This is a genomic window from Dactylosporangium sp. NPDC006015 (genome assembly GCF_040614215.1).
GTDB classification, from domain to species: domain Bacteria; phylum Actinomycetota; class Actinomycetes; order Mycobacteriales; family Micromonosporaceae; genus Dactylosporangium; species Dactylosporangium maewongense.
Genome location: NZ_JBEXUD010000022.1, coordinates 86,136 through 99,349 on the forward strand (window position 1 = coordinate 86,136; position 13,214 = coordinate 99,349).

The 13,214-nt window shown below is 72.1% G+C and carries 13 protein-coding genes; 6 read left to right on the forward strand and 7 right to left on the reverse strand.

Annotated elements, in window-relative coordinates; genetic code table 11:
* Window positions 1-99 precede the first annotated feature (99 nt).
* Complete coding sequence (locus ABZ321_RS33045; protein ID WP_354898624.1) at window positions 100-2,322, forward strand: M4 family metallopeptidase; 2,223 nt, start codon at window positions 100-102, stop codon at window positions 2,320-2,322.
* Window positions 2,323-2,509: 187 nt separating this feature from the next.
* Window positions 2,510-2,842 carry a hypothetical protein gene (locus tag ABZ321_RS33050; RefSeq protein WP_344504354.1) on the forward strand — a complete coding sequence of 111 codons (333 nt, stop codon included), beginning with the start codon at window positions 2,510-2,512 and terminating at the stop codon, window positions 2,840-2,842.
* Window positions 2,843-2,991: 149 nt separating this feature from the next.
* On the opposite strand, the gene ABZ321_RS33055 is transcribed toward ABZ321_RS33050, so the two are convergent.
* Entirely contained in the window at window positions 2,992-3,783 is a 792-nt protein-coding gene (locus ABZ321_RS33055) for a maleylpyruvate isomerase family mycothiol-dependent enzyme (RefSeq protein WP_354898627.1), read from the reverse strand.
* 200 nt (window positions 3,784-3,983) lie between these two features.
* Here ABZ321_RS33055 and ABZ321_RS33060 point away from each other — a divergent pair, with 200 nt between their 5' ends.
* Window positions 3,984-4,844 carry a phosphatase PAP2 family protein gene (locus ABZ321_RS33060; protein WP_354898629.1) on the forward strand — a complete coding sequence of 287 codons (861 nt, stop codon included), beginning with the start codon at window positions 3,984-3,986 and terminating at the stop codon, window positions 4,842-4,844.
* A gap of 38 nt (window positions 4,845-4,882) precedes the next feature.
* Window positions 4,883-5,737 carry a DUF2127 domain-containing protein gene (locus tag ABZ321_RS33065; protein ID WP_344504357.1) on the forward strand — a complete coding sequence of 285 codons (855 nt, stop codon included), beginning with the start codon at window positions 4,883-4,885 and terminating at the stop codon, window positions 5,735-5,737.
* A gap of 42 nt (window positions 5,738-5,779) precedes the next feature.
* Here the strand turns inward: ABZ321_RS33065 and ABZ321_RS33070 are convergent, their stop codons facing one another.
* Complete coding sequence (locus ABZ321_RS33070; RefSeq protein WP_344504358.1) at window positions 5,780-6,475, reverse strand: GntR family transcriptional regulator; 696 nt, start codon at window positions 6,473-6,475, stop codon at window positions 5,780-5,782.
* Window positions 6,476-6,669: 194 nt separating this feature from the next.
* Here ABZ321_RS33070 and ABZ321_RS33075 point away from each other — a divergent pair, with 194 nt between their 5' ends.
* Window positions 6,670-10,461, forward strand: a complete 3,792-nt coding sequence (locus tag ABZ321_RS33075) for a SpoIIE family protein phosphatase (protein WP_354898632.1) — start codon at window positions 6,670-6,672, stop codon at window positions 10,459-10,461.
* A 4-nt stretch (window positions 10,462-10,465) separates the two neighbouring features.
* Here ABZ321_RS33075 and ABZ321_RS33080 read toward each other — a convergent pair whose 3' ends face one another.
* Together ABZ321_RS33080 and ABZ321_RS33085 are read right to left on the reverse strand one after the other, a co-directional pair.
* Entirely contained in the window at window positions 10,466-10,909 is a 444-nt protein-coding gene (locus ABZ321_RS33080) for a phosphotransferase (protein ID WP_354898635.1), read from the reverse strand.
* Window positions 10,910-10,961: 52 nt separating this feature from the next.
* The gene (locus ABZ321_RS33085; protein ID WP_344504361.1) at window positions 10,962-11,225 is read right to left on the reverse strand and encodes a hypothetical protein; all 264 of its coding nucleotides are present in this window, start codon (window positions 11,223-11,225) and stop codon (window positions 10,962-10,964) included.
* A gap of 32 nt (window positions 11,226-11,257) precedes the next feature.
* Between ABZ321_RS33085 and ABZ321_RS33090 the strand changes: the two genes are divergently transcribed.
* Window positions 11,258-11,707 carry a DUF309 domain-containing protein gene (locus ABZ321_RS33090; protein WP_344504362.1) on the forward strand — a complete coding sequence of 150 codons (450 nt, stop codon included), beginning with the start codon at window positions 11,258-11,260 and terminating at the stop codon, window positions 11,705-11,707.
* A 38-nt stretch (window positions 11,708-11,745) separates the two neighbouring features.
* Here the strand turns inward: ABZ321_RS33090 and ABZ321_RS33095 are convergent, their stop codons facing one another.
* From ABZ321_RS33095 to ABZ321_RS33105, 3 genes are all read right to left on the reverse strand, one after another.
* On the reverse strand, window positions 11,746-12,300 hold the full coding sequence (locus ABZ321_RS33095) for a DUF4865 family protein (protein WP_344504363.1): 555 nt from the start codon (window positions 12,298-12,300) through the stop codon (window positions 11,746-11,748).
* A gap of 8 nt (window positions 12,301-12,308) precedes the next feature.
* Window positions 12,309-12,872, reverse strand: coding sequence for a TetR/AcrR family transcriptional regulator (locus ABZ321_RS33100; RefSeq protein WP_354898639.1), 564 nt, complete (start codon window positions 12,870-12,872; stop codon window positions 12,309-12,311).
* Window positions 12,873-12,948: 76 nt separating this feature from the next.
* Entirely contained in the window at window positions 12,949-13,194 is a 246-nt protein-coding gene (locus ABZ321_RS33105) for a hypothetical protein (protein WP_344504365.1), read from the reverse strand.
* Window positions 13,195-13,214: the final 20 nt, after the last annotated feature.

Sequence of the window (13,214 nt, forward strand, 5' to 3'; positions counted from 1 at the left end):
GGCGGTATGAGGGAAGTGATATGGATGGGTCATCCCTAGGCATTGCTATATGTACATACGTGACTACCGTCACGGCACATCCGCTGCCAGGGAGGCCGAGTGAAACGAAAGATCGCCGCAGCCGGTGCATTGCTCCTGACCGGGGGCATGCTGGCCGCTCTCGCGTCACCAGCTGACGCGTCGCCCAGCACCCCAGCCCCCTCGGGCCTGCAGGCCCACCGGGCGGACATCCGGGCCGCCGACAGCGAGGCCTACACGGTCGCCAGGAGTCAGAAGGACGCCAGCGGCGCGTCCCATACCCGTTATACCCGCACCTACCACGGCCTGCGGGTCTACGGCGGCGACTTCGTCGTGCACGCCGCGCCGGACGGCACGTTCAGCAGCGCGTCCGTCGGGCTGCACGCCCCGCTCACCCTCGGCACCAGCGCCGCGGTGTCCAAGACGGCCGGTGCCGCCAAGGCGAAGTCGGCGTTCAGCGGCACGATCACCGCGGTCGGCAGCCCCGAGCTGTTCGTCGACGCGAGCGACGGCGCCGGCGTGCTCGCCTACGAGACCGTGGTCAGTGGCTGGCTCGCCGATGGACAGACCCCGTCGAAGCTGCACGTCATCACCGACGCGACCACCAACGCGGTGCGCGGCGCCTTCGACGAGATCGAGACCGTCCAGGGCACCGGCAACAGCATCTACTCGGGTTCGGTCCCGATCGACACGACGCTGTCGGGCACGACCTACCAGATGATCGACCCGTCGCACGGCAACGGCCGCACCTGCGACATGAACAACGGCACCAGCACCTGCACCACGTTCACCGACGCGGACAACACGTGGGGCACCGGCGCCAACTCCAACCGGCAGTCGGCCGGCGTCGACGCGCACTTCGGCGCGGCGGTCACGTTCGACTACTACAAGAACGTGCACGGCCGGAACGGCATCTTCGGCAACGGCGCCGGCGTGCCGTCGCGGGTGCACTACGGCAACGCGTACGTCAACGCGTTCTGGGACGGCGCGCAGATGACCTACGGCGACGGCTCCGGCAACAGCCGGCCGCTCGTCGCGCTGGACGTCGCGGGCCACGAGATGAGCCACGGCGTCACGGAGGCGCTCGCCGGCCTGGTGTACTCCGGTGAGTCCGGCGGTCTCAACGAGGCCACCAGCGACATCTTCGGCTCGATGGTCGAGTTCTACGCGAACAACGCCAGCGACGCGGGCGACTACCAGATCGGTGAGAAGATCAACATCAACGGCAACAACACGCCGTTGCGCTACATGTACAACCCGACCCTGGACGGCTCGTCGCACGGCTGCTGGTCCACCAGCACCAAGAACGTCGACGTGCACTACAGCTCCGGCCCGGCGAACCACTTCTTCTTCAACCTCGCCGAGGGCACCGGGGCCACCGCCTACGGCACCTCGCCGGTCTGCGGCTCCGCGCCCGCCGTCGTCGGCATCGGCCGGGCCAAGGCCGAGAAGATCTGGTACCGCGCGCTCGACGTCTACTTCACGTCGAACACGAGCTACGTGAACACCAGCAACCCGGCCAACACGGCCCGGGCGTACTCGCTGAGCGCCGCGACCGACCTGTACGGCACGTGCTCCGGGGAGTACAAGGCCGTCCAGGCCGCGTGGACCGCGGTGAACGTGGCCGGCAACGACGCCGCCTGCCCGACCGGCAACGACTTCTCCCTCGCCGCCGCGCCGGCGAGCGGCTCGGTCAACCCGGGCAGCTCGGCGACCAGCACGATCACCGCGACGCTCACCAACGGCTCGGCCCAGACCGTGGCGCTGACCGCGTCCGGCCTGCCGTCGGGTGCGACCGCCAGCTTCAGCCCGGCCTCGATCAACTCGGCCGGCGGCACGTCCACGCTGACGATCGCCACCTCCGCGTCGACCCCGTCCGGCACCTACCCGGTGACCATCACGGGCACGGGCGCCAGCTCGACCCGGACCACCACGTTCAGCCTGACCGTCAACGGCGCGCCCGGCTGCACCGGCACCAACGGCAACGACGTCGCGATCCCGGACAACACCACGGTGACCAGCACGATCACCATCAGTGGCTGCAACCGCAACGCCTCGGCCACCAGCTCGGTGAACGTGGCGATCTACCACACCTACCGCGGTGACCTGGTCGTCGACGTCGTCGCCCCCGACGGCTCGGTCTACAACCTGTCGAACCGGTCGGGCGGCAGCGCCGACAACATCATCCAGAACTTCACCGTCAACCTGTCGACCGAGGCCGCGAACGGCACCTGGACCCTGCGGGTCCGCGACGCCGCGAGCCTCGACACCGGCCGGATCGACACCTGGACGCTTACCCTCTGACGTTCCGGGGACATTAGGCCCCGAACGTCTGTGGCCGACGACACAGCGTCGACACATGGCATAACGCCCACAACGGCGCAGGCAGGCACCGACCGGTCCTGCCTGCGCCAATGTGAGACCTCGCCGTGATGCATTCGATATGAGAGCGGGGCAGCGCTAACGCTCCGTGACCTGTAGAAAATTCCGCATGTCCAAGGTTGTTAGATTCGGCGTCTCCATCGTTGTGCTGGTCGTCCTGGCCGGGATCGGTTGGTACCTCAACCGCGACTCGGCCGAGAAGGCCAACGTCGGCGACTGCATGCACAAGGCTTCGGCCAACGAGCTGAAGATCGTCAAGTGCGGTGACGCCGACGCGGACTTCAGTGTCATCGGCAAGGTCGCCGACAAGAAGGAGTCGGACGCGATGTCCGACGAGAAGAACGTCTGCGAGGCCTTCCCGGAGACCACCGACCTGTACTGGTGGGGCGAGGCCGGCAAGAACGGCGACGTGCTCTGCCTGAAGAACCTCAAGGCCGCCTGAGCCGCGGATCTCGCTGCGGCAACGTCCGGCACGACCGCGTCGCAGCATGGCTCGACACTCAGCTTTGCCGCTCGTCCCCCCGCCCCTCGCGACCCCGGCCCGGAACTCCGGTGCCGGGGTCGCTCTGTGTCCGGGGGACGGCAGTGAACTCAGTAGCCGGGGAAGACGGCGCGGAGGTCGTCGAGGGTGATCGGGCCGGTGATCTTCACGTCGGACGGGGTGTACCGGGCACCGAGGCGGCCGGCGGCCAGGCGCAGGAACGCGTCCAGGGTCAGGCTCAGCTCGCCGTCCGGCGACGCCGGGGCGGCGCCCAGGGTCACCGGGTCGGCCAGGCGCAGGCCGCGCTGCTCGCCGACGTCGGTGAGCGTGACGAGCAGGTCGGCCGTGCGCCCGTCGAGGTAGGCCGGCTTCGCGATCCAGCCGAACAGCCCCTCCACCCGCTCGTCGATGAGCACCGCCGCCTCCGGCGCCAGGGTCGCCGACGGGTCGAGCGCGACCCGGACGTCCCAGTCGTGGTAGCCGAACTCGGTCAGCCGCAGCACCGCCGACGTCGCGACGTCGACGGGCTCGGGCATCCAGCCCACGTCGATGCGGTGCGAGGCGCGCTGCTCGGCGTCGAGGGCCTCGTATGCCTCGACCAGGCGCTGGTTCGCAACCGGGAACTCGACAGCCCGCTCGGCCGGGGTCATCCCGTCCCACCGGGCCCACACGCCCTTGTTGAACTCGAACTCCGGGGCGGGGCGGCCCTCGAGCGAGGCGCGCACCACCTCCAGGTTGATCTCGGCTCCGCTGCCCAGATGGCTGATCACCTGGGAGATGTCCCACTCACTCGCCGCCGAAGGGCTGGTGAGCTGCTCAGACGTGAGCCCGCGAACGACGGTGGTGAGATCCTCGTGCCCCTTGCGCAGGGCGGCGATCGCCTGGTCGGCTCGGCTGCTCATCGTGCTCCTTCAACGCTTGAACATCGACAATTTCCTTGAAGCATAAACAAGTTTGTGACGCAGGACATGACGAGGACTGCCCGATCGGCAATATTGCCGGGTTGGCAACATCAGGTACGTTGTCGATCGTGAACACGGGGCCCGGGTTGCGTGAACGGGACGACGCCGCCACGCGAACCACGTCCCAGCAAGGGACGCGGGTGCGTCCCCGTGCCTGGGCCGAGCTGCTGCTCATCGTCGGACTCTTCCTCGCGTACAAGATGGGCCGGCTGCTCGTCGACGGGCGGGTCGGGGAGTCCTACGCCAACGCGAAGCTGGTGTGGCAGGCCGAGCGGGCGCTGTGGCTACCGGGCGAGGCGGACCTGCAGCACCTGCTGCTCACCTCCGACGTCGTCATCCGCACCGCTAACGTCTACTACGCCGTCGTGCACTTCCCGGCGACCGTCGCGTTCCTGGTGTTCATGTACGTCTTCCGCCCCGCACACTACCTGCGTTTCCGGCGGATCCTCGCCTGGTTGACCGCGGCGGGGCTGGTCATGCACCTCGGGTTCCCGCTCGCGCCGCCGCGGATGCTGGCCGGCATCGGGATGATCGACACCGCCGCGAAGTTCGGTCCGTCGGTGTACGGGCCGCCGCAGACCGACACGCTCAGCAACCAGTACGCGGCGATGCCGTCGCTGCACGTCGGCTGGGCGCTGGTCATCGCGCTCGGGCTCATCACGGCGACCAGCGGCCGGTGGCGCTGGCTGTGGCTGGCTCACCCGGTGATCACGATGCTGGTCGTCGTCGGCACCGCCAACCACTACTGGCTCGACGGGATCATCGCCTCGATCCTGGTCGGCGCGCTGATGCTGGTCGTGGGGCGCACCCAGAAGCGGGCCCGGAAGCGCTCCCGGGGGCGGACCGGGACGCAGGCCGACGCGCCCGCGCCGGCCGAGATCCCCGCGCAGCTGCGGCGCAACCTGGACTACCTGGCCGTCGGCGAGGCCGCCTACCTGGCCACCTTCGGCGACACGATCACCGACGCCGGGCATCCGCAGACCGTTGGAAAGCCGACCTGACCGACGCGGGGCCGGCGTGTCTGCGGTACGAATAGCGCGTGGACTGGAACCTACGCACCTGCGCGCGGCGCGGGCACGTCACCTACGCCCCGGACGAGGCGCCCTTCCGGGAGCGGCTGCACGCCACGACCCCTGTCGGCGCGGCGTGGCGCTGCCTGCGGTGCGGCGACTTCGTCATCGGCGAGCCGCAGGCGCAGGGCCCCGCCGAGGACGCCCCGATCGTGCTGCGGGGCAGGGCGCTGCGCGACGCGCTCGTGCTGCGGCTGCTGTCGATCGAGCGGTTCGCCAAGGGCATCGCCGTGCTGCTCGCCGGCTATGGGGTGTACCGCTTCCGCACCCACCGCGACGGCGTCGAGCGGGCGTTCAACGAGGACCTGCCGCTGCTGCGCCCGTTCGCGGACCGGATCGGCTGGAAGTTCGAGGACTCCGCGATGATCCACACGATCCGGACGGTCATCGAGGCGGAGTCCAAGACGCTGCTGTGGGTCGCGATCGGCCTGATGGTCTACGGCGTCCTGCAGGTCGTCGAGGGCGTCGGCCTGTGGATGCTGAAGCGCTGGGGTGAGTACTTCGCCGTCGTCGCCACGTCGCTCGGCCTGCCGGTGGAGATCTACGAGCTGTCGGAGAAGGTCACCTGGCTGCGCATCGGCGCGCTCGTGGTGAACATCGTCGCCGTGCTCTACATCCTGCTGTCGAAACGGCTCTTCGGGCTGCGTGGCGGGCATGCCGCGTACGCCGCCGAGCGGCACGAGACCAGCCTGATCGAGGTGGAGATCGCCGCCAGCGAGCCGACCCTGCCGAAGGGCCTGCGCAACCCGAAGGCGCCGGTCGCCCACGGTGACGACCGTCCGACGGAATTGACCTCTGGCGGGAAACGTGCGGGCGTCGTATAGTTGAACGCGAGACCGGCATCTTCCCCCGTGGATGCCGGTCTTCTACTTTTCCCGGGCGGACCTGATCGCCCGGATGGTGTTGAGGTTGTGCTCGCGGGCGCAGGCCTCGAGCGTGCCCGGGTCGTCCTCGCCCCGCTCCAGCCGGTCCAGCAGCTCGTCGTGCTCGTCGACCGCGGCCCGCACCCGCAGCCGGGGGTAGAGCGACGCCAGGACTCGCGAAGCGTCGATGCGGTCCCAGATCCATTCGAGGGCCTCGATCACGTGCCGGTTGCCGCAGCAGCCGTAGATCGTGCGGTGGAACTCCCGGTGCAGCGCCATGACCCGCTCGTTGGTCTGCTCCAGGCGCAGCTGGGCGTTGAGCCCCCGGGCGGTCCCGATCCGCTCGGCGGACATCTGCGGCGCCGCGGCCGCGAAGGCGTACCCGTCCAGCAGCGCCAGCATCTCGACCAGCTGCACCCAGTCGTCGTCGCCGAGCGTGGCGACCCGGGCGCCGACGTTGCGCTCGAAGCTGACGAGGCCTTCCGCCTCCAGCCGCCGGATCGCCTCCCGCACCGGCACGGGGCTGACGTCCAGCTCCCTGGCCAGGGTGCTGAGCACGAGGCGGTGTCCAGGCCGGTACCGGCCGTCGAGGATCCGCTGGCGGATGCGGCTGTAGGCGAGCTCGTGCTTCGACGGCGCGGGCGGCCCGTCATGGTCCGCGGACCCGGACGGCCCGGTACTGCTGTGCTCATGTTGCACGTGCGAGTTCCGCTCTTGACAGGGGCCGGGCGCCCGCACGATCATATACGATCGGATGGAGGGCAGAGTCATCCTCACATTCCCGCAGCTGGTTCGCCATCGGCGGTGCGGCTGATGCGAGACGGGGGCGGCCGCACCCGCCGATGGCGCACTGGCGCGGTGTGCGAGCCCCGTTCTCTGCGTACGCTGGTCGGGTGGGTGAGGCGGCCTGGTCGACGTCCGACGATTCCGAGGTGAGCCGCGACCTCGGCGCGGTCGACTGGGCGGCGACCCCGCTGGGTGAGCCCGCGAGCTGGCCGCAGAGCCTGCGCTCGGTCGTGCGGATCCTGCTCGGCTCCCGGTTCTCGATGTGGATGGCGTGGGGTCCCGAGCTCACGTTCTTCTGCAACGACGCCTACCGGCGCGACACCCTCGGCAAGAAGTACCCGTGGGCCCTGGGCAAGCCGGCCCGCGACGTGTGGGCCGAGATCTGGCCCGAGATCGGCCCGCGGATCGCCGCCGTCATGCAGACCGGCGACGCCACCTGGGACGAGGCGCTGCGCCTGTTCCTCAGCCGCAGCGGCTACACCGAGGAGACCTACCACACCTTCTCCTACAGCCCGCTCACCGACGACGACGGGGTCATCGCCGGGATGCTCTGCGTGGTCAGCGAGGACACCGACCGCGTCATCAGCGAGCGCCGCATGACGACCCTGCGCGACCTCGGCGCCGACACCGCCGGCGACAGCGAGGAGGACCTCTTCCGCGCCGTGGTCCGGCACCTCGGGGCCCGCGCCGACGATCTGCCCTTCACCCTCACGTACCTCTTCGACGAGGACGCCGACACCGCCCACCTCGCCTGCAGCACCGGCGTGCAGCCCGGCGCGCCGGCGGCGCCCGCGGTGCTCGACCCTGATGCCGGGCCGTTCTGGCCCATGGCGGAGCTCGCCCGGGGCGCCCCGCTGACCCTCGGCGGCTACACCGAGCTGCCGACCGGCGCGTGGGAGGAGCCGCCGACCGAGGTGCGTCTCGTCCCGCTGCCGAAGCCCGGCGGCGGCCGCCCGTACGGCTTCCTGGCCGTCGGGCTCAACCGCTACCGCCCGTTCGACTCCGCGTACGCCGGCTTCGTCGACCTCATCGCCGGGCAGCTCGCGGCGAGGATCGGCACCGCCCGCTCCTACGCGGCCGAGCGCCGCCGCGCCGAGTCCCTCGCCGAGCTGGACCGGGCGAAGACGGCGTTCTTCACCAACGTCAGCCACGAGTTCCGCACGCCGCTGACGCTGCTGCTCGGCCCGACCGAGGACGCCCTCACCGACCAGGCCAGGCCGCTGCCGCCGGGCCAGCGCGAGCGGGTCGAGGTCGTGCACCGCAACGCCGAGCGGCTGCTGAAGCTCGTCAACACCCTGCTGGACTTCTCGCAGCTGGAGTCGGGCCAGGTCGAGCCGCGCTTCGAGCCGCTCGACATGGCCGCCGCCACCGCCGAGCTGGCCGGCATGTTCGACACCGCCACCCAGCGCGCCGGCCTGCACCTCGTCATCGACTGTCCGCCGCTGCCCCGGCCCGTCCTCGCCGACCCGGAGATGTGGGCGAAGATCACGCTGAACCTGCTGTCCAACGCGCTGAAGTTCACGTTCGACGGCTCGATCACCATCCGCGTCGCCGAGGTCGGCGGCGCCGCCGAGCTCAGCGTCACCGACACGGGCGTCGGCATCGACCCCGCCGACCAGGCCAACCTCTTCGACCGCTTCCACCGCATCATGGGCACCCCCTCGCGCACCCACGAGGGCTCCGGCATCGGCCTCGCCCTGGTCGCGGAGCTGGCCGCCCTGCACGGCGGCACCGCGGGCGTCCACAGCGCGCCCGGCGCCGGCAGCACGTTCACCGTCAGGCTCCCGTTCGCCCCCGAGCCTGCCGCCGGCACCGCGCAGGACACCGCTTCCGGTACCGCCGCCGACGAGGCCTTTGAGAGCGCCGCCGCCGGTGCCGCCGGTGGTGCGCACGACGCGGCCGACCGGAAGTCGGCGGCGGACCGGGTCGTGCCCGGGTTCCTGGCGGAGGTCGAGCGGTGGATGGTCCCCGCGCCGCCGTCCGCCACGCCGGTGCACTCGACGGCGCCGACGGTCATGGTCGTCGACGACAACAGCGACATGCGGGACTACATCCGCACCACCCTCGAGGCCGACTACCAGATCGTCGAGGCGTCCGACGGCATGGCGGCGCTGCGCCTGCTGCGCGGCACCCGGCCGGACCTCATCCTCACCGACGTCATGATGCCCGAGCTCGACGGCTTCGGCCTCGTCGCCGCCCTGCGCGCCGACAGCACCGCGGCGCTCCTGCCGGTCGTCATGCTGTCGGCGCGGGCCGGCGACGAGGCGACCGTCGAAGGCCTCGACGCGGGCGCCGACGACTACCTCATCAAGCCGTTCTCGCCGCGGGAGCTGCGCGCCAGGGTCCGGGCCAACCTCGAGTTCGACCGGGTCCGGCGGGCCCGCGACGAGCTCCAGCGCAGCCGCGAGCTGCTGGACCAGGCGCAGCGCCTCGCATCCGTCGGCAGCTGGGAGCTCGACCTCGCCACCGGCGACATCCACGGCTCGGAGGAGTTCCAGCGGCAGATGGGCATGACCGCCGCCGAGCTGCTCGACCCCGCCGCCCGCGATGCGACCAACGCCCTCCTGCACCCCGACGACCGCGCGCTCGTCGACGCGGCGATGGCCGCCGCGATCGCCGGCGAGCCGCTGGACTACGAGGCCCGGGTGTTGCAGCCCGACGGCTCGCTGCGCGTCTTCCGCACCATCGGCGAGCCCGAGCTCGATGCCGCCGGCGCTCCGGTCCGGCTGCGTGGCTCCAACCAGGACGTCACCGAGCAGCGCCGCGCCGAGCAGGCCCTCGCCGCCGCCAGCGGCCTGCAGGAGGCCGCCGCCCGCGAGCACCGCATCGCCGACGAGCTGCAGCGCAGCCTCATGCCACCGCTCACGTTCGACCCCGAGCACCTCGAGGTCGCCACCTACTACCGGCCCGGCGTCGCCGGCACGCAGGTCGGCGGCGACTGGTACGACGTCATCGAGCTCGGCGCCGACCGCACCGCCCTCGTCATGGGCGACGTCATGGGCCGCGGGGTCCCGGCGGCCGCGGTGATGGGCCAGCTGCGGGCCGCGGTCCGTGCCTACGCCCGGCTCGACCTGCCGCCCGCGGACGTCCTGGAGTTCCTCGACGGCGTCGTGCGCGACCTGCGCGAGGACCAGATCGTCACGGTGGTCTACGCGGTGTACGACCCGGGCGAGCGCAGCCTCACGTACGCCAACGCCGGCCACCTGCCGCCGCTGCTCCTGCTGCCCGGCGGCACCGTGCGCCGGCTCACCGTCTCGGGCCCGCCGCTGGGCACCGGCCCGCTGACCCTGAGCGAGGAGCGCGTCGAGCTGCCCGTCGGGGCGCTGCTGACCCTCTACACCGACGGTCTCGTCGAGCACCGCGACCGCGACCTCGACACGGGCATCGACGCGCTCGCCGCCCACGTCGGCACCCTGACCGGCCCGCTCGCCGACGTCCCGGACCGGCTCGTCGACGCGCTGCTGCCCGACGGCCCGGACGACGACATCACCGTCCTGCTGGCCCGGGTCGTCGCCGAGCCCGGCGAGGAGCGGTCCGTCGTCCAGGACATCCCCGCCGAGGAGCGGGCCGTGCGCACCGCCCGCCAGTTCGTCGCCACGACCCTGCGCCGCTGGGATGCTCCGTCCCGCGTCGTCGACGACCTCGTCCTCGTCGTCAGCGAGCTCGCCGCCAACGCCGTGCTGCACGGCCGCCCGCCCATCCAGCTCCGCCTGCGCAACGGCGGCACCCACGTGGTCCTCGAGCTGCACGACACCGCGACCTACCTGCCCCGCAAGCAGCGCCCGACCCCGGACGACGAGCACGGCCGCGGCCTCCAGCTGGTCTCCTCGCTGTGCGACCGCTGGGGCACCCGGCCCACCGCCGACGGCAAGGCCGTCTGGTGCATGCGCATGATCTGACGCGCTAGGCGCACAACGCGCGGCGGGCGTCCTCGAGGCCCTTCTCGTTCTCCGCCGGGTCCGCGATGCCGGTCAGGTCGTCGCCGGCGATGCGGCGGGCGAAGTAGTCGGCCTGCACCGCGTGGCGGAAGCGCAGCAGCACGGGGAGCGCGTCGCGCAGCTCGCCGGCGGGGACGATCCCGGCCCGGCCGTACGCGTCGAGGAACGCGCCGGCGTTGTCGCCGAGGTACATGACGGCGGAGGCCACGTCGTACATGAGCGGCCCGCGCAACGCGACGCCCCAGTCGATGAGGCCTCCGCCCACGAAGGCCTCCGGCGCGGGGTCGGCGTGCAGCAGCCCCTCGGTGAGCGGACCGGCGCCCGCGAGGTCGCGGAGCGCGCCGGCGACGGCCTCCCGCAGCCACGGCCGCAGCCCGAGGTGCGCGGCGCCGGGGTCGACCCAGTCCATCGCGACCTCGCCGTCGACGGTGACCCCAGTGCGCCGCGAGGAGCGCCCGCACTTAGCGCTGGATCGGCCGGCGGAGCGAGTAGGTGACGGCGTGGAGCCGGTGCGGCTGCCCGACGACGAGCGCGGCGCGGTCATACGCCTGCCAACCCTCCGCACCAGCCCGGTTGAGGTGGCGCAGGTCGTTGTACCGCTCGTCGGTGCCCCACCGCTGCACCCCACCCGGGTGGTGGAACACCGCGTCCCAGTCCTCGAACTTGTCCGTGCCCAGCGTCCCAGCCGCCCGATACTCAAGCCGCGCATACTCCCATTGCGTCACGCCATCCATCATGCACCACTACGTTGGTGGATATGGATCGTGATCGCGACGATGCCGGCCGGGCCCGCAGCGCCCGCCCGCGCGACGGCCTCGGCCGCCCCCTTCCGCGCGGCGCGGAGGGCATCCCGACGATGCCCGACGACGTCGACGCCACCCCCGACGCCGCGCTGACCCTGGCGCAGGAGCTGCTCGACGCGGGCCGCCCGTTTCACGCCCACGAGGTCCTCGAGGCCGCCTGGAAGAGCGCCCCCGCCGAGGATCGCGAGCTGTGGCGCGGGCTGGCGCAGCTCGCCGTCGGCCTGACGCACCTGTACCGCGGCAACCCCACCGGCGGCCACCGCCTGCTGACCCGCGCCGCCGACCGCATCGAGGCCCAGATCCCCGCCCCGCACGGCATCGACGCGCCCGGCCTCGTCGCCTGGGCCCGCGGCGTCGTCGCCGGCACCGTCCCACCCGACGCCCCGGCGCCGCGACTGCGGTGAGCGGCGCGGCTGCGGCGAGCGCCGCGAACGCCCAGCCGTCACAGCACCGCGGCCGGCTCCGGCGCCGACAGGTGCAGGACCTCATAGCGCTCGCCGGCCTGGTCGGGCGGGACCTCGGTGCGCCACAGGGCGAAGCGCACCAGGTGCCACGAGCGCGGGTCGTACGCCAGGGCGGCGGTGTGCAGGTCCGGGCGGGCGGCCAGGGAGCGCAGGTCCGCGACGGCGGATTCGATCGAGGTGTCGGCGGTCAGCGGGGTGAGGTGGCGGGAGGCCGCCAGCGGCGGGGTCGTCGCGGCGGCGCCCTGGGTGGCGGCGACAGCCGTCCAGTGGGAGACGGGTGGCCGGCCGAAGTCGCGGACGATGTTCTGGAACCCGCCGCCGCCGAGGAGGAAGTGGGTCATGGCGGTGGGGGAGTTCCAGAGATAGAACGGGGCGTACTGGTTGACGGGGGAGTCGTCGACGCCGCGGGTGCGGATCAGGTAGGCCTTCAGCGCCAGGCCGTGGCGGTCGTCCAGGACCGGGCCGGCCAGACGGACGCGGGTGCGGATGATCCGCATGTCGTAGTCGGCGGGCAGCGTCAGCTCGTACTGCATGGCATGCATCAGGGGGTCGCCGCCTTCAGGAGGGACAGGGCGCCCTGGACGGCGCGGTCGAACGGGTCTCTGGAGCCGGCCGCCCGGGCCAGGACGTAGCCGCCCTGGAGGGTGGCGACGATGGTGGCGGCGGTGTCGTCGGGGTCCAGGGCCCGGGAGAGCTCGCCTGCGGTGATTCCCTCGGCGAGGACGGCGGACAGCTCGGCGCACAGCCAGTCGAACGTCTCGGCGACCGGGGCGTGCAGGGTCGGGTCGGCGAGGACGTCCGGGTCCTGGGTGAGGCGGCCGACGGGGCAGCCGAGGAGCACGTCGCGGTCGCGGCGCAGGTAGGCCTCGATCCGGGCCAGGGCCGGGCCGGGGGCGGCGAGCTGGTCGCGGGCCCGGGAGCGCAGCTCGTCGGCGGTGCGGCGGATGGCGGCCGCGGCGAGGTCGGGCTTGCCGCGGAAGTGGTGATACATGCTGCCCTGGCCGGCGCCGGCGCGCTCCTGGATGGCGCGGGGGCTGGTGCCGGTGTAGCCGCGCTCCCACAACAGTGCCCGAGTGCTCTCGACGAGGCGTTCGGCGGCGTCCATGCTGTACATACTAGTCGGTACAGCAGTCGCGAAGGCGAGCGGGAGCGGCGTGGTGCCACTCCCGCTCGCGGTGGCGTTAGGTGCGGTCGACCGGCATGGCTTGGAACGTCGAGCGCTCGGCGGCGGCCTGGGCGCGGAGGATCTCGTCGATCTCGCGGGTCTCGTCGGCGGTGTGGCGGCCGAGGATCAGGTCGAGCTCGAGGCGCTCGGCGGGCGTGCGGTAGGCGGCGATCTCCCGGGCGAGGGCCCTGCGGGCGCGGCGCGCCTCGAAGCGGCTGGTGACGGCGTTGCGGACGCGGCTGGCCGTGGTCTGTGCGGGCATCTGGCTTCTCCTCTGGTCTG

What these genes read in the sequence shown, in the direction of transcription:
- ABZ321_RS33100 (WP_354898639.1), bottom strand. Translation starts at nt 12,872, where the DNA reads ATGGACGCCGCCGAACGCCTCGTCGAGAGCACTCGGGCACTGTTGTGG.
- ABZ321_RS33055 (WP_354898627.1), bottom strand. Translation starts at nt 3,783, where the DNA reads ATGAGCAGCCGAGCCGACCAGGCGATCGCCGCCCTGCGCAAGGGGCAC.
- ABZ321_RS33095 (WP_344504363.1), bottom strand. Translation starts at nt 12,300, where the DNA reads ATGCAGTACGAGCTGACGCTGCCCGCCGACTACGACATGCGGATCATC.
- ABZ321_RS33090 (WP_344504362.1), top strand. Translation starts at nt 11,258, where the DNA reads ATGGATCGTGATCGCGACGATGCCGGCCGGGCCCGCAGCGCCCGCCCG.
- ABZ321_RS33105 (WP_344504365.1), bottom strand. Translation starts at nt 13,194, where the DNA reads ATGCCCGCACAGACCACGGCCAGCCGCGTCCGCAACGCCGTCACCAGC.
- ABZ321_RS33080 (WP_354898635.1), bottom strand. Translation starts at nt 10,909, where the DNA reads ATGGACTGGGTCGACCCCGGCGCCGCGCACCTCGGGCTGCGGCCGTGG.
- ABZ321_RS33050 (WP_344504354.1), top strand. Translation starts at nt 2,510, where the DNA reads ATGTCCAAGGTTGTTAGATTCGGCGTCTCCATCGTTGTGCTGGTCGTC.